General features: G+C 56.1%; 16 protein-coding genes. 9 read left to right on the top strand and 7 right to left on the bottom strand.

The features are described 5' to 3' along the window. The first annotated feature begins 10 nt into the window (after window positions 1-10). The gene (locus tag LCM21_RS07670; protein WP_224890074.1) at window positions 11-547 is read left to right on the top strand and encodes a chemotaxis protein CheD; all 537 of its coding nucleotides are present in this window, start codon (window positions 11-13) and stop codon (window positions 545-547) included. Between the two features lie 429 nt (window positions 548-976). Here the strand turns inward: LCM21_RS07670 and LCM21_RS07665 are convergent, their stop codons facing one another. After that, a complete protein-coding gene (locus LCM21_RS07665) occupies window positions 977-1,522 on the bottom strand; it encodes a LuxR C-terminal-related transcriptional regulator (protein WP_404818121.1) in 546 nt (181 codons plus the stop codon). A gap of 80 nt (window positions 1,523-1,602) precedes the next feature. Between LCM21_RS07665 and LCM21_RS07660 the strand changes: the two genes are divergently transcribed. The 3 genes from LCM21_RS07660 to LCM21_RS07650 are packed head-to-tail and all read left to right on the top strand — an operon-like array spanning window position 1,603 to window position 5,089. Then, the gene (locus LCM21_RS07660; protein ID WP_224890073.1) at window positions 1,603-2,763 is read left to right on the top strand and encodes an acetyl-CoA acetyltransferase; all 1,161 of its coding nucleotides are present in this window, start codon (window positions 1,603-1,605) and stop codon (window positions 2,761-2,763) included. Continuing rightward, window positions 2,760-4,286, top strand: a complete 1,527-nt coding sequence (locus LCM21_RS07655; protein ID WP_224890072.1) for an AMP-binding protein — start codon at window positions 2,760-2,762, stop codon at window positions 4,284-4,286. Before LCM21_RS07660 ends, LCM21_RS07655 begins: the two co-directional genes overlap by 4 nt. Continuing rightward, complete coding sequence (locus LCM21_RS07650; RefSeq protein ID WP_224890071.1) at window positions 4,286-5,089, top strand: SDR family NAD(P)-dependent oxidoreductase; 804 nt, start codon at window positions 4,286-4,288, stop codon at window positions 5,087-5,089. The genes LCM21_RS07655 and LCM21_RS07650 overlap by 1 nt, the downstream gene beginning before the upstream one ends. 154 nt (window positions 5,090-5,243) lie before the next feature. Here LCM21_RS07650 and gntR read toward each other — a convergent pair whose 3' ends face one another. Then, the gene (gntR, locus tag LCM21_RS07645; RefSeq protein WP_224890070.1) at window positions 5,244-6,239 is read right to left on the bottom strand and encodes an HTH-type transcriptional regulator GntR; all 996 of its coding nucleotides are present in this window, start codon (window positions 6,237-6,239) and stop codon (window positions 5,244-5,246) included. Window positions 6,240-6,341: 102 nt separating this feature from the next. Between gntR and LCM21_RS07640 the strand changes: the two genes are divergently transcribed. From LCM21_RS07640 to gndA, 5 genes are all read left to right on the top strand, one after another. After that, complete coding sequence (locus tag LCM21_RS07640; protein ID WP_224890069.1) at window positions 6,342-6,911, top strand: gluconokinase; 570 nt, start codon at window positions 6,342-6,344, stop codon at window positions 6,909-6,911. A 2-nt stretch (window positions 6,912-6,913) separates the two neighbouring features. Further along, window positions 6,914-7,933 carry a TRAP transporter substrate-binding protein gene (locus tag LCM21_RS07635; protein WP_224890068.1) on the top strand — a complete coding sequence of 340 codons (1,020 nt, stop codon included), beginning with the start codon at window positions 6,914-6,916 and terminating at the stop codon, window positions 7,931-7,933. A gap of 71 nt (window positions 7,934-8,004) precedes the next feature. After that, window positions 8,005-8,547, top strand: coding sequence for a TRAP transporter small permease subunit (locus LCM21_RS07630; RefSeq protein ID WP_224890067.1), 543 nt, complete (start codon window positions 8,005-8,007; stop codon window positions 8,545-8,547). After that, complete coding sequence (locus tag LCM21_RS07625; RefSeq protein ID WP_224890066.1) at window positions 8,544-9,872, top strand: TRAP transporter large permease; 1,329 nt, start codon at window positions 8,544-8,546, stop codon at window positions 9,870-9,872. The genes LCM21_RS07630 and LCM21_RS07625 overlap by 4 nt, the downstream gene beginning before the upstream one ends. 31 nt (window positions 9,873-9,903) lie before the next feature. Next, a complete protein-coding gene (gndA, locus tag LCM21_RS07620) occupies window positions 9,904-11,310 on the top strand; it encodes an NADP-dependent phosphogluconate dehydrogenase (protein ID WP_224890065.1) in 1,407 nt (468 codons plus the stop codon). A 97-nt stretch (window positions 11,311-11,407) separates the two neighbouring features. Here the strand turns inward: gndA and LCM21_RS07615 are convergent, their stop codons facing one another. The 5 genes from LCM21_RS07615 to LCM21_RS07595 form a co-directional block, all read right to left on the bottom strand. After that, on the bottom strand, window positions 11,408-11,665 hold the full coding sequence (locus tag LCM21_RS07615; protein WP_224890064.1) for a DUF6525 family protein: 258 nt from the start codon (window positions 11,663-11,665) through the stop codon (window positions 11,408-11,410). Then, window positions 11,665-12,300, bottom strand: coding sequence for a DUF1826 domain-containing protein (locus LCM21_RS07610; protein WP_224890063.1), 636 nt, complete (start codon window positions 12,298-12,300; stop codon window positions 11,665-11,667). The genes LCM21_RS07615 and LCM21_RS07610 overlap by 1 nt, the downstream gene beginning before the upstream one ends. Beyond that, window positions 12,297-13,481, bottom strand: a complete 1,185-nt coding sequence (locus LCM21_RS07605) for a GTP-binding protein (protein ID WP_224890524.1) — start codon at window positions 13,479-13,481, stop codon at window positions 12,297-12,299. Before LCM21_RS07605 ends, LCM21_RS07610 begins: the two co-directional genes overlap by 4 nt. Before the next feature lie 22 nt (window positions 13,482-13,503). Next, the gene (locus LCM21_RS07600; protein WP_224890062.1) at window positions 13,504-14,625 is read right to left on the bottom strand and encodes a CobW family GTP-binding protein; all 1,122 of its coding nucleotides are present in this window, start codon (window positions 14,623-14,625) and stop codon (window positions 13,504-13,506) included. A 187-nt stretch (window positions 14,626-14,812) separates the two neighbouring features. Continuing rightward, entirely contained in the window at window positions 14,813-15,895 is a 1,083-nt protein-coding gene (locus LCM21_RS07595; protein WP_224890061.1) for a zinc ABC transporter substrate-binding protein, read from the bottom strand. Window positions 15,896-15,899 lie beyond the last annotated feature (4 nt).

Genomic DNA, 15,899 nt, shown 5'->3' with positions numbered 1-15,899 from the left:
AGGAGCTGCATTGACGGACTATCTCGAAAAAGCGCCCGCAGTTGGCGTGCTGCAGGGCGAGTTCAAAGTGACTCACAAGACCGACGTAGTCTTTTCTACGATATTGGGATCATGCATTTCAGCGTGTTTGTATGACATAAAGGAAGGAGTTGGTGGAATGAACCACTTTCTTCTTGCCGCAGGTTCGGTCGAGGATCAAAGCAGCCGCTACGGTATCAACGCGATGGAGCTTTTGGTCAATGGCATCCTGAAACTCGGTGGGACACGCAGTAATCTTCGTGCCAAGATTTTTGGCGGTGGCAACATGCTTCCCAATCTACCCGATGTCGGAGCGGAAAACACAAACTTCGTTCAAAGGTACTTAACCGAAGAAGGTATTGAGTGTGTTTCGTCATCGGTTGGAGGAAACAAAGCACGGCGCATTCGGTTTCACCCTGCAAGCGGACGTGTGAAGCAGGTGTTTGTGACAAGTCACCAATATCCCGCGATTGATGAGGAAAATCGTAAAGCGGCTCAGCCTCAAAAAAGTCAGCTTGTGCTGTTTTGAGGTCGAATTGTGCTTACAACTCTCGCTAGAACCTAAGCATCATTCAAAGGTTTGCATTGTTCAACAGCAGGAGGCACGAAAATCGAGGTGATGACCAATCCCATAGAATTCCCCTGTCTCGATTGAGTCCTCTTAACCCCTAAGCCCAAAGCGAGTTTAAAGGGTCGTTTACTTTGGCGCAAATCTATCGCGTGAAAAAGAAGCCGGATGGCTGGCTACAGATGACGCCAGTCTGCCAACAGTAGAACGGTCGATTCGCGCGTTCATCTCGTATCCAGCAGAAACCGACGCGGCCAGCATCTGAACTAAAAAAGCTTAGGCACAGATCGAATGCCCACCAAAGGCCAACGCTTTGATACCAATACATCCAGACCCGGTTCCCGTTGTTACCCGGAAACAAACGTCTTCGTGTTAAAAAAGGGGCCTCTATCACAAAGGGATGCCGACAAGGCGTGCTACAAGTTCCAAGCCGTTCTTCGCGTCCATTTTCTTCAACAGGCGCGCTCTGTGAACTTCGGCTGTTCTTGGAGATATTCCCAATTCATGCGCGATTTCCTTGGTCGTGACGCCGCCGATCATCAGCTTTGCAACTTGCCTTTCTCGTAATGTCAGACCTGTACTTGGGCGGACTTCTGATAAATCTGAAAACGTCCAGACTGCTTTGTTGAACGGTGTATCGGGTGTCAGCGATTGGCCCCTTACCCGGCACCAGAACAATTCTCCTGAAGCGCGCCGCATGATCCGTTCATCAGCGTAACGACCTCCTCCCGCCATTTTTCGCAGCCCGATCCTTCCGATATGGTCGAACTCAGCAACTGACGGGTAAAGGCGCGACAGCGAGGTGTTGTGCAACTCATCCGGGTGATAGCCAAACATCTCCGCAAAACAGGGATTGCAGCGCCGAATGATCCTGTCCTCGGAATAGATCAGGCCGACCGGCGCGTTCTCGAATGCGATGTCAGCCAGACCCGTCATGTATATCCTTTACGTATTTTTCCGGAATTGGCGTAGCCCCGATCAACGTAGTATTCATTGCCGCAATAAGGGAGGCAAGCATGGATGCAAAGATCGTTGGCTGGGGCCACACCCGTTTTGGTGCGCTTAATGACAAAAGCTTTGAAGACCTGATCATTGACGCCGCGCGCGAGGCGCTTGATCACGCGGGGCTGGCCCCCGGGGACGTTGACGCAATTTGGCTAGGGCATTTCAACAACGGGCTGGTGCCGGATGCCTTTGGGTCGTCACTGGTGTTGGGACTTGATCCCAAGATGCGGTTTATTCCAGCGACGCGGGTTGAAAATGCCTGTGCGTCCGGCTCTGCCGCGATCTATGCTGCGCGCGATGCCATCCGGTCCGGGCGCGTGCGTCGGGCGCTGGTGATCGGCGCGGAAAAGATGACTGGTCGAGATACAAAAGGTGTTACCGAAGCCTTGGCCGGTGCCTCTTATCAGGCCGAAGAGGCCGGAGTATCATTTCCGCAAATCTTTGCGCGCTTTGCTCAGTCTTACTTTCAGGCCTACGGCGATCAGTCTGCCGCTCTGGCGGTGATAGCAGCCAAGAACCACAAGGCCGCATTGGACAACCCGTTGGCGCATTTGCAAAAAGACTTGGGGTTTGCCGCTTGCAACACGATTTCGGATAAAAACCCGATGATCGCATCCCCGCTGCGAATGACAGACTGTTCTTTGGTCAGTGATGGCGCTGCTGCAATGGTCATGGTTGCCGACGATCTGGTCGGCGACTTTCCTCGCGCAGTCGGGTTTCGGGCGGCCGTTCAGATGAATGACGTCCTTCCGATGTCGCAACGTGACCTGACTGAACTGACCGCAGCGAAACACACCTTTGCTGCTGCGTTTGCTGAGGCGGGTATTTCCGTGGAAGATCTTGATCTGGCCGAGGTTCATGACTGTTTCACCATCGCCGAGTTGCTTATCTACGAAGCCATGGGCCTTGCCCCCAAAGGGCAGGGCGGGCTGCTGGTCGAAGACGGGGTGACGGCACGCGGTGGGCGATTGCCTGTCAACTTGTCGGGCGGATTAAAGGCCAAGGGGCATCCGGTGGGCGCGTCGGGTGTCTCGATGCATGTTCTTGCAGCTCGGCAAGTCACCGGGTCTGCCGACGCGATGCAGGTTCCCGGTGCGCAACTGGCGGCTGTGTTCAATATGGGCGGTTCGGGCGTGGCGAACTATTGCTCAATCCTGGAGGCCGTCGCATGAATCCGGCGATCTGGTTAGAACGAACGGCAAAGCGGATGCCCCAGTCGCCGGCGCTGTTTCGTGCCGACGAGTGCGTGGCAGACTACGCAGAGTTTAACAAACGTGCAGCGGCTTTGGCTGCAGCGTTGAAAGCGCAGGGTATTCGAGAAGATGACCGGATTGCGCTGTTCTGTGGAAACCGAACCGAGTATCTTGAGGCGCTTTATGGCATTTGGTGGTTGGGGGCGGCCGCGGTGCCGATCAACGCCAAGCTGCACGCAAAAGAAGCCGCCTGGATCATTGCGGACTCGGGCGCGCGCATGGTTTTTGTCGATAAGAAAACATCCCAGGATTTGGCCGACTGCCTGCCGGAAGATGTCGTGCTTCTGTCTTTCGACAGTGCTACTTTCCAGGATCAGCGAAATATGTCGGGGTCCGACGCTCCGGTTTTGCGGGACGCGGACGATCTGATCTGGTTGTTCTACACGTCTGGAACGACCGGTCGCCCAAAAGGCGTGATGATCACAGCTGGCAATCTGACCTCAATGACGCTGACCTACTTTGCGGATGTGGATGAAGTCTGGCCCGAAGATGCGATCGTTTATGCCGCACCGATGAGCCACGGCGCAGGCATTTACAACTTCATGCACGTGCTGCGAGGTGCACGGCATGTGGTGCCGCAAAGCGGTGGGTTTGATGCGGCTGAAATCCTTGATCTTGCCGCGCAGATTGGTTCAGTGTCCATGTTTGCGGCTCCGACCATGGTAAAGCGATTGGTCGATACCGCGCGCGCGTCCGGGCAGTCCGGCGAAGGCTTGCGGACCATCGTTTATGCCGGCGGTCCCATGTACGAGGCTGATATTCTTGAGGCGACGGAAATCCTTGGGTCCCGTTTTGTGCAGGTGTATGGCCAGGGTGAATGTCCCATGGGCATTTCCGTGCTACCGCGGGGGGACGTGTCGGACAGAACGCATCCACGCTGGCGCGAACGCCTGAATTCCGTGGGGTATGCGCAAGCCGAGGTTCAGGTCTCAATCGTCGATACAGAGGGTCACGAGGTGCCTGTTGGGGAGATTGGCGAAATCGTGGTTCGTGGTCGTACGGTTATGAAGGGCTATTGGCAAAATCCGGAAGCTACGCAAAAAGCTATACGCAATGGCTGGCTATGGACCGGAGACATGGGTCGCATGGATAAAGACGGCTATGTGACCATGCAAGATCGCTCCAAGGACATGATCATTACCGGTGGGTCGAATGTGTATCCGCGCGAAGTTGAGGAAGTCTTGCTTTCACATCCCAGAGTGCAAGAGGTCGCCGTTGTGGGCCAACCAGATAGCGAATGGGGTGAAATCGTTGTTGCCTTTGTTGTTTGCCGTAGTGGCGAGCAAGTGGACGAAAATGATCTGGACGCAATGTGCCTGGATCGGATCGCCCGGTTCAAACGGCCGAAAATCTATCGCTTTACCAGCGCTTTGCCAAAGAACAACTACGGCAAAATACTGAAAACTGAACTACGCGCCACGTTGCAGAAGGATGCAATCTAATGAGTCAGCTTAAGGGAAAAACTGCGCTTGTTACGGGGTCGGTCCAAGGCATTGGTCTTGCTATCGCAAAGTCCCTTGCGGATGCCGGGGTGCGCATCGCATTTCATGGCTTGGCAAGCGCAGATGACGTCGACGCCGCAGCGCAGGTTTTGGAAGATGCCGGCAGCCCAGAGGTCCGGTTCTTCGACGCAGACATGCGCGACGTTTTTGCGATCGAAAAGATGATGAGTGATGTTGCGGATTGGGGCGGGGCAGACATTCTTGTCAACAACGCCGGGATTCAAAAGACCGTAAGCCTGGCAGAGGCCGACGCTGCCACTTGGGACGCTGTATTGGCAGTCAATCTGTCAGGTGCTTTTCACACGATGCGCCTTGCCATGCCGACGATGGCTGAACGTGGCTTTGGCCGGGTGATTAACATTGCATCGGTCCACGGGCTTGTCGCCTCGGTAAACAAGGCCCCCTACGTTGCCTCCAAGTTCGGGATCGTCGGGTTAAGTAAAGTGGCTGCGTTGGAATATGCGCGTGCCGGTAGCAAACAAAGCGGCGGAGTGACGGTCAACTGCATCGCGCCAGGTTGGACTGAAACAGCGATCATCGAACCCCAAGTAGAGGCCCGTGCGGCTCATTTCGGCGGGGATCGCGAGAAAGGGATTGCCGACCTTCTTGCAGAAAAACAACCGTCGCGCCGCACATCTAACCCCTCTGAAATCGGCGCGCTGGCCCTTTGGCTATGTGATCCGATCACGCATAACGTGACGGGAACAACTATTCCCGTCGATGGTGGGTGGACGTCGCAATAAAGGTTTGGCAGTGCGAAAACCGTAGGCAGGGCTGAGGTGCACTCGCTTTACCTTGCCTGCGTGTTTCGATTTGGCTGGGTCGCGGCGACCACCGGAATACTGAACGAGGTCAGCGGGCTTATCGGGTTGCAAGCTCATCAACGGTAATTGCGAATTAGCGGAGCGAGCTGTTTCGAATTTCAAGTGAAAAGCCGAGGTCGACTTGCCTGTCCTTGGTGCCCGCGCCGCCGTCGACCAATATTTTCCCGGCCTTGGCACCCATATCGTAAAGCGGTGTTCGTACGGTCGAGATCGTGGGAACGCATTGCGACGTCACACCAAGATCATTGAATCCACATATCCCAAGCTCGGTCGGAACCCTGATGCCGCGACGCTGACATTCGAACAAGACGCCAAGCGCAAGGTCATCGTTGTTGCAGAACACCGCGTCGCATTCCGGGTACTGGGTTGTCAGCTTTCCAAAAAGAATGGCGCCGATGTTCACGTCGGACGGCCGGTTGGTGACCGCGACAGCCCGCTCATCGTACATACCGGCGTTCTGCAGTGCCTTTCGGAACCCGGCCAGACGTTTTTGTGAGCGGGGGTCCATTTGCGCACCAAGAAAACCAACGTTGCAGTAGCCTCTGTCGATCAAATGGTTCGCAGCCGCAAAAGCCGCGTCTTCATGAGAAAACCCCACGATTTGATCGATCGGCGCGTCACTCAGATCCATGATCTGCACCACCGGCACCCCGACATTGGCCAACATCTGCCGGGTTTCATTCGTCTGTTCGATACCGGCAAGGATAACCCCTTTTGGCGCCGGATTAAGGAAGGATCGCAGCACGCGTTCTTCTTCGATCGGGTCGTAACCCGTGTTGCCGATCTGTAGGGTCAAGCGCGTATGTTTAAGCGCATCCTCAATTCCGCGCAGAACATCCGTGAACACATTGTTGGAAATGGACGGGATCATGACGACGATAGAGTTGGTCTCGCTCGATGCCAGCGTTGACGCAGACTGATTGGGTACATAACCCAGCTTGCGCACCGCCGCATCGACTTTCGCCCGTAGCGAGTCGGACACCTTCTCGGGTGAGCGAAGCGCGCGCGACACCGTGATTGCGCTAACTCCTGCTTCTTTTCCAACATCTACCAAAGTTGGCTTTGTCATCGCTTCTGACCCTGTTTTTAAAGGAAATTATATAATCAGAAAAATCTGATTGCAAAATGATTGCGCAATCATTAATGATCATGCTTAGCAGGAGGAACGTGAATGAACGGCGAATGTGGCCTGACCTTAGTTGTGATGGGGGTTTGCGGTGTCGGCAAAACCTCGGTCGCGCGGGCATTGGCTGATCGCATGTCAGGGCTTTATGTCGAGGCCGACGAGTTCCATCCGCCAGAGAACATTGAGGCCATGCGGCGTGGCGTGCCATTGAACGACGCGATGCGGGGTCCATGGCTCAGAGGGATCGCTCGTGAGGTCAGACAACAGCACGAGGCAGATATTGACAAGGATATCGTTGTTGCCTGCTCAGCGCTCAAGCAGTCCTATCGTGATATCCTGAGATCAGATTTGCCAAACGCGAAATTCGTTTTTCTGAATGCCCCGCGAGACGTTATAGCCGAACGCATGACGGCCCGGACCAACCACTTTATGCCGCTCACGTTGCTGGACAGCCAGCTTGCCGATCTGGAACCGCCGACAACGGCCGAGGATCACATCGCCTTGGATGCCAGCCTAAGCCAAGGCCGCATCGTCGATGACGTTTTAGCCAAACTTAATTGGGCCACCCACGACGGGGGGCCATGCCTGACGGAAATTCAACAGGAGGAGACCTAACCATGACATTTCTGAAAACCATTGCCGCCACTGCGGTTGTGGCCTGCACGGCGACGGCCGGACTGGCCGCCGACTTTGCGTTGCGCTTTCAGTCTTCGGACCCATCGGGCAACCCCAACTTCGTGCTGCAGCAACAGTGGGCCGAGCGGATCGGCGTTCTGACTGGTGGCCGCGTCACGGTCGAGATGCTGCCGGTGGGTTCCATTGTTCAGCATACCGAAACACAGGACGCTGTCGCCTCGGGCATCATTGATGGGCACGTGACTGACACGTCGTACTTCGCGGGCAAGGATGCTGCTTTCAGCCTGATCGCAAACCCGGTTGGCGCCTATGGCTCGCCTTCCGAGATGCTGAACTTCATCGAATACGGCGGCGGTAAAGAGCTCATGAATGATCTCTTGAACCCCTATGGTCTGCAGTTCATCGGCGCAACCACACCGGGCCTTGAGGCATTCATCTCGAAAGTGCCGCTTGATGGCGTCGATGACCTGAAAGGTTTGAAGATGCGCGCGCCCGAAGGTCTGGTGCAGAATGTGTTCCTGGCTGCAGGAGCCGCTCCTGTGAACCTGCCGGGGTCCGAAGTGTTTACGTCGCTGGACAAAGGCGTCATCGACGCGGCGGATTACACCGTATTCTCGACCAACCACCAGCAGGGCATGCATGATGTGGCGGGCCACCCGGTCTACCCCGGCTTCCACTCAATGCCGCTGGTCGAAGTATCGATCAACAAGGGAACATGGGACAGCATGTCGCCGGATCTTCAGGCGATCCTTGAAATGTCGGTGCGTGACTTTGCGCGTGACATGACGAGCCAGCTTGCGATGCGGGACGCGGTCGCCGTGGCCGAAGCCATCGCCAATCCTGACATCACCGTACACAACTGGTCCGCGGAAGAGCGCGCCAAATTCCGCGCAATCGCCAAGTCGCAGTGGGCAGAAATTGCAGGAAAATCGGATAACGCGCAGCGCGTATACGACGTACTGTCAGCATATCTGGTCGAACAGGGGCTGTTGGCCGAATAACCCCGACCTAACGTAACATTGGGCCGACCCGACCACAGCCGTCGGGTCGGTCTTCAAGTTGGAAAAAGCAAATGGCACATCAGACCGAAGCCAAAGAAAACAGGCAGGAATCGATACCCGAGGCCGGAGCTTTGGGTCGTCTGGTAACTCGTCTGGGCGATGTATTCGCAATCGCTATCGTCCTGTCCGCCTGTGCCTTGATTTTCGAAGTGGTCATGCGCTACGGCTTCAACGCTCCGACCAAATGGGCGCATGAAACGGTGATCTTCCTGACAGCGATCACCTTTGTATTCGGCGGCCTTTATGCGGCCGCGACCAACAAGCACATTCGCGTCGTTCTTATCTATGACCTTTTGACACCACAGCTTAGGCGCGCTTTCAACATCGGCATCTCGCTTGTTTGTGCGACCGCTACAGCCTTGTTTTCGTGGGCTGCCTGGCTCGTTGTTCAGCGTGCAGTCTGGACGCCGGCGGGTGAGTTCCGCCTTGAAACCTCAGGTTCCGCATGGGATCCGCCAACACCGGGCCTCATGAAACTTTTTCTCATGTGCATCCTGATCCTGATGTCCGTTCAATTCGCTGTTCTTGCCGTAAATTACCTGAGGCGGAAATGACCGAGCTGCTTGCCCTGATTCCCGATCTCAAGTCACTTGGGATCGAAACCGCGACGCTGTTGATGTTCGGCTCGCTTCTGCTTTTGCTGCTGACCGGCATGCCGCTGGCGTTTGTGACGCTGCTGGTGGCGCTGATTTTTGCATTGGGTTGGTTTGGACCAAACGCGATCCCGTTGATCGTCAGCCGTATCTTCAGCTTTGTGAATTCCTTTGTTTTCGTCTCGGTGCCGATGTTCGTCCTGATGGCGGCGATCCTTGACCGTTCCGGCATTGCGCGCGATCTGTTCGATGCAATGCGTATCGTCGGTGGACGCTTGCGCGGCGGCGTGGCGATACAGACCTTGCTGGTCGCAGTGGTTCTTGCGGCAATGTCTGGCATCATCGGCGGCGAAGTCGTGCTTTTGGGCGTGATCGCACTGCCGCAGATGCTGAGGCTGGGCTACGACCGACGCCTGGCGATCGGCGTTTGTTGCGCGGGTGGCGCATTGGGCACCATGATCCCGCCATCGATCGTTCTGATCATTTATGGCCTGACCGCCAGCGTATCAATCGGCGACTTGTTCACCGCCTCTTTTTTGCCGGGTCTGATGCTTGCCGGTATGTATGCCGCTTACATTCTTTTTCGGGCCTATACCAACCCCGAGGTTGCGCCGATTCCGGAACCGGACGAAATATCCACGGCCGAAAAGCTGCGCTTGCTTAAGGGGTTGGTCCTCCCGGTTCTGGTTGTGATCTTTGTTCTCGGCTCGATCTATGGCGGTATCGCCAGCGTAACCGAGGCCTCTGCCGTAGGTGTGTTGGGCGTGACCCTTTCGACCATGATCCGGCGTGAGTTCACATTTTCCCTGATCCTTGGCGCCGCGCGTCAAACGCTGGCTACCGTTGGAATGATCGTCTGGATTGGTATCGGAGCATCGGCTCTGGTGGGTGTGTTTAACCTGATGGGTGGCATCCGATTTGTGCAGGCGCTGATCACGGGGATTTCTGACAACCCGACCATTGTGATCCTGTTCATGATGCTGATCCTGTTTGTGCTTGGCATGTTCTTGGACTGGGTTGGGGTGGCTCTTCTGACCATGCCGATCTTTGTCCCAATCGTGACAAGCCTGGGCTATGACCCAATTTGGTTTGGTGTCCTTTTCGCCATGAACATGCAGGTCAGCTTTTTGTCGCCACCCTTTGGGCCAGCCGCCTTTTACCTGAAAAGTGTTGCGCCACCTGATATCAGTCTGGGCGAGATTTTCCGTGCGCTGCTGCCTTTCATCATGCTTCAGATCACCGCAGTCGGCTTGCTGATCCTGTTCCCCGGCATCGCAATCCACTAGGCACCCCGGGAATAAGACGAAAGACCCTTAAATGAGCACTACGCATTTTGGCCTTTATGGCCTGGGCACGATGGGTTCGGCTTTGTCGTTGAACATTGCCGAAAAGGGCTATGGCCTGCATGTCGCCTCTTTTGTAGCTGAAGATACGGACAAGTTTCTGGCCCGTGCGGACTGTCTTGGGGATGCCTTTACCGGCCACCGCAGTCTCGCGGACATGGTCAAGTCAATGCCGTCGCCAAGGGCGATCATATTGCTTGTACCGGCGGGGCAGGCGGTGGACGACTCGATCACCGAGGCGCAGCCGTATCTGCAACCCGGTGATGTGATCATTGACGCAGGGAACGCCAATTTTCACGACACGCGGCGTCGTGCAACGATGCTCGAGAAACAGGGACTGGCCTATTTGGGTATGGGTGTTTCCGGCGGCGAGCACGGAGCAAGAACCGGTCCAGCCATGATGGTCGGCGGAACCGAGGCCGTCTGGAACGGCGTTCGTCCGATGCTCGAAGCGATTGCCGCAGATTTCCAGGGTGAACCGTGCGTTGATCGGGTTGGCCCTGACGGCGCGGGCCATTTCGTCAAAACCGTGCATAACGGGATCGAATATGCCGACATGCAGCTCATCACCGAGGCATACGGGCTGATGCGTCACGGGGCGGGGTGGTCTACCACGCAGATTGCGGACCTGTTCGATGATTGGAACAAGGGTGTCCTGAAAAGCTATCTGATGGAGATATCCGCCACGGTTCTGCGTACCCATGACCCGGATAGCGGCCAGCCCTTTGTCGATCTGATCGTCGACAGTGCCGGCCAGAAAGGAACTGGCCGGTGGACGGCTATTGAAGCCCTAACCCAGGGTGTTTCGGTGTCAACCATCGAGGCTGCGGTTGGCGCGCGGGTTTGGTCAGCGGACCGCAATGGCCGGGCAACAGGTGCTGCGCTGTTTGCACAACCACGCGCCAAGGTCGATCTGAACCCGGCGGTGCTGCATCAGGCCGTACTTGCGACGCGTATCGTCTGCCACAGTCAGGGTTTCGATTTGTTGCAAGCTGCGTCCAGCGAATTCGACTGGGCTATGGACCTCGCGCGTTGTGCCGAGATTTGGCGGGCGGGCTGTATCATCCGTTCAGATCTTTTGGATGAAATAGCTACCGCGTTACGCGGTCGTGACCGGGCTGACACTCTGGCCTTCTGCCCTGAATTTGCGGATGAGCTTGCGTTGTGTCTTCCCGCGCTGCGCCAAGTAGTCACCACGGCTATTGCCGCCGCTCAGCCGGTTCCGGTCATGATGGCGGCCCTAGGCTGGTTGGACGCAATGAGCCAAGCGCGCGGAACCGCCGATTTGATACAAGGTCAACGGGACTTTTTCGGCCGCCACGGGGTCGCGCGTGTCGATAAACCCGGCGTCTTTCATGGGCCTTGGAGTGACGGGACCTAAACCGGGATACAAATCGCAGAGACGCCAAGGCTAACGCCGCAGCCTGTCTGCGCGTGATCATGTCACCTCCAAGACACCCCAGAGCCGAAAGGCGCTGTCAAACAGCAGTTTCTATCTGCGTGTCCTTCGCCAGTTGAACGGCTTCAAGCCGCCGTAACTCTTCCAAGGCGCGACTTTGACTGCCTGTCTTGGCCAAGGCAGTGTTGTAGGCCCGAAGCACGGAACGTGGCCTCCAGGGTAAGGCCGCCTGCGAAACCCAAGACCGCAAGATCGGTGGAAGACGATCGAATTCGCGCATGGGGTTTTCGCGGCGACGTCGTTTCCGTAGCTTTGTCTGACCAAGGTTTCGGCCCATCAGCCGGCCTCATCAAGATCAAAAATTGGATCAAGCACCAAAACAAGCCGGGTTTCACCCGTACCGGCGATTGGGGGCGAGCGATGTCGCAGACCCGATGGCGGGTTCTGCGGCCAGAGCGTGCCGCGCATGACCATCGGAGCTCCGGTCGCGACAGTGAATACGCGTTCTGGGTCTTCACCGTCGGTTGGAACACCATATTGCGTGCCGGTACCCCGGTAGGTGCAGATAAGGCGCGCGTGAATGGCGTCGATGTGGAATTTTCGGCAAGCGTTCGTACTGATTACATCCAGCCGAACACGCAGATAAGGTACCCGCATGAAGTCGGCAAAGCGCGTGGCCAGATCAGCGATATCGTGTTCCAGCCATCTACGTTCGACCGTGTCGTCCATACCAGCGATATCGCAGAGATGCCCGACTGCATCGCGGACTGCGGTGGGTCGCAAAACAAGCCGCCCCTTGGGCAGGTGCATGGGATCAAGCCCGTCAATCCATGTCTGAAACTCTGGAGACAGCTGCCGTCGCCAGATTGTGGCGGCGCACTCCGGCCTCTTGATCTTTGCCAAGCCGTCCGGAGTGTCGGTGACGCCGACACCCGCGGCGGCGCTCTTTATTTCAGTGCGGATAATGCTCACGCGGCATCCTCCACCTTTCGCCAGACCGGGAATGGGTCGGGTAGATCGGTTGGAAGAGAGCTTTGCCCGGGCGCGGCATCTTCTGACAATAAGCAGGCGTCTAGCCGCGATTTAACCGTTGGCCAGTCAATTCCAGCCCCGGTAAAAACAATCTCTTGCCGCCGGTCGCCCCATGGTTCGATCCAGTGCTGCTTGATGTAATCCAGCACCGAGGGGTGGTCCGGCCATCGGGTATCCGGGACGGAGGCCCACCACGTACCAATCGGTTGAACACTGGACAAAGCACCGGCCAGAGAGAACTCGGCCACCCATTCAGGGCGTGTTGCAATCCAGAAATGCCCCTTTGCACGGATCACACCGGGCAATTCACCGTTCAGCACCGCCAGGATTTTTTCTGGCTCAAACGGCTGACGTGCCCGATAGACATATGATGCAACGCCGTATTCTTCGGTTTCCGGGACATGATCTTCGAAGCCGTATAGCTCTTTCACCCACATGGGATGCTTATGAGCTTCTTCGAAATCGAACAAACCGGTGTCAAGAATGTCGTCGCTGGCGACTTCTGAGTGGTTTGTTTCAATAATCTTCGCGTCCGCATTCAGGCTGCGTATGATTTTGCGCGCCGCATCCGTGCGCTCGGGTCCTGCGTCGTCGACTTTGTTAAGAATAACCACGTCCGCAAATTCGATCTGATCCGTCAGCAGGTGGACAAGCGTGCGTTCGTCCTCTTCTCCCATGGTTTCACCACGGTCATGGAGGAAGTCGTGACTTGAGAAATCGTAAAGCAGGTTCACGGCATCCACAACCGTGACCATCGTGTCGAGACGGGCAACGTCCGACAGGCTTTCACCTGCTTCGTCGCGAAAATCGAAGGTCGCCGCGACGGGCAATGGCTCGGATATGCCAGTGGACTCGATCAGAAGATAGTCGAACCGTCCTTCTGCCGCCAGCCGCCGCACTTCATCCAGAAGGTCGTCGCGCAAGGTGCAGCAGATGCAGCCGTTCGACATTTCGACCAGCGTTTCATCCGTGCGGCTCAACTCGGTTTCGGCACGCACCAGATCAGCATCGATATTCACTTCGGACATATCGTTGACAATAACGGCGACACGTCGGCCTTCACGATTATTCAGCACACGGTTTAGCAGAGTGGTTTTGCCGGCCCCAAGAAAGCCGGACAGTACGGTGACCGGAAGACGATTATCAGACTTGGCTCAGAAACTCTTCATTCTTGGCGTTGCAAGGTTGATGCGCGCGCAGCATGTCGAGGCTGCGTTGCAATTCGGGTCGGCTGAGGTCACGGGCGATGACGACAATCCGTGATCGACGGTCATCTCCGGTCCAGTTTTTTAGTGGAACAGGCGGGTCAAAGATGTGCTGCACGCCGTGAAAGACGAAAGGCACGTCAATGCCCTCAAGAAAGACAATGCCCTTCACGCGCAAAATATCTGGTCCTTTCAGGGCGATCAGGGTGTCCAGCCAAAGGTCAAAAACTGAATCCTTGATTGGGGCCTGCAAGACGATTGACGCGGAACTAATACGCGCATCGTGAGGCGTCGGCGCAAAAGGTGCAGGCTTTGGCTTGGACAATCCAGAGAGGTTGGCCAGCGGGTCGGGTTTTGGAGTGGCAACCTTCGTGGTCCACGCGATTGCGTCTTGCTCGTTCACACTTTTGCGCAGGCCGCTTAAGCCCCAGAGTTTCTTGGGGTTGAACTGCCCAGCGACCGACCGTTCAATCCGCGCTGTGGGGTTCAGGCCGCGCAGCCGTTTCGAAAAGGCCAGGGCTGCAGCGTCAGAAACCAAATCCGTTTTGCTGAGAAGAATCAGGTCAGCCATGGCAACTTGCGAGACCGCCTCAAATTGCGCGTCAAGGGTCTCGGACCCGTTGGCCGCATCGACGATCGTGACCAGCCCATCCATACGGGTTGTACGCGCCAGTTCCGGGTCGATCAAAAGTGTCTGCAAAATCGGCGCAGGGTCAGCAAGCCCGGTGGTTTCGATGACAATCCGTTCAAATTGAACAAGTCCGTCATCGCGACGTTCAACCAGATCAGCGATTGTACCGGCCAAATCTCCGCGAATTGAGCAACAAAGGCATCCCGATTGCATCAAAATGACTTCATCCTCAACGGACTCGATCATTTCGTGATCCAGCCCTGCCTCACCGAATTCATTGACGATAACTGCGATTTTGCCAGCGGAGGTGTCCGCCAGCACGGCGTTCAGTAATGTTGTTTTCCCGGCACCAAGAAAGCCTGTCAGAACCGTGACGGGGATACGCCGGTCTTTGGTGGGTTCGACGCCAGTTGCTGCTTGGGAAATCACTGCTCTCTCCTTGGTTATTTAAGTGATAACATAACATTTCTGGGAAAGACAACCTGTCCTGAAATCGGGCTCGGTACTGACTGCGTGTCTTTGAAGTTGAGTCAGTAAATAGAAAATGCAGAAACAAAATTTCTCGCTGTGCAAAACCCGGCCGAAAACTGCGTTTCGACCGGGTAGATTTTATAACCTACAGACAATCAGCCAATGTCTTGGCCAGGTTCCGGATCATTTGGGGGTACAGGGCCGCTCCGGGTTCCAGATCAGACCCAAGAGGGTCCATGACACCTGTGTTTGCCTCGGTACCATCCAGCACAGTGGCAACGATCCCGGGGTCGAACTGCGGTTCTGCCATTACGCAATTGACGCCTTCTTCCTTGATGCGCGCCTGAATCTCTGCAATGCGGGCCGGGCTTGGGTCCGTCGCATCACTCACTGAAATTGCACCCGAGGCCGGGAAATCAAACGCATTCTCAAAATACTGATACGCGTCGTGGAACACGATAAAGCTGCCTCCGCGCACGGGTTCCAATGTCTGAGCCACTTCAGCCGACAATGCGGCCATTTCTTTACGTGCAGCAGCGGCATTGGCAAAGTAGGCACCCGCGTTGTCCGGGTCGGCTGCCGATAGCTGTGCCGCAATTACGTTCAGCCAATTTTCTGCATTTGCAGGTGACAGCCAAGCATGGGGATCATGTTCACCATGCGCATGACCCTCGTGGCCATGATCGGCATGGTCATCGTGATCGTCATGTCCGGCGTGTTCTTCGTGCGCATCGTCATGCGCATGTTCCTCATCATGCCCATGGTCGTCATGCCCATTTGCTTCAGCATGCTCGTCATGATCGTGATCATCGTGGCCGTGTTCGTCGTCATGTCCGTGATCATCTTGATCTCCGTGATCGTGTGCTTCGAACAGGGCGTTTTCCCGGAAGTCCAAAAGAACCGTACCGTCTGATTCAAGCAGGGTCGTGACAGTCGCGCCTTCGCTGAGCGTTTCTACCGCACCTTCCAGCCATGGGGTCAGGTCCTCGCCGATCCAGAATACCAAATCAGCCTCCTGCAGCGCAGCAGCTTCTGACGGGCGAAGGTTGTGTTCATGCGGGGAAGCACCCGGCGGGACGATCAAGTCTGGTGTACCGACACCCTCCATCACCCGCGCCACAAGCGAGTGAACAGGCGCGATGTCGGCCGCTACGTTCGGCACATCCGCCATAGCCGTTCCACCTAGTAATACAGCGGTGATCGATAGTGGGAGAAGCTTTCTGGACATCAGA

Source organism: Ruegeria profundi (assembly GCF_020171505.1).
GTDB lineage: Bacteria > Pseudomonadota > Alphaproteobacteria > Rhodobacterales > Rhodobacteraceae > Ruegeria > Ruegeria profundi.
Note: the sequence above shows the minus strand (reverse complement) of the source record. Positions and strands in the feature narration are given on the sequence as shown.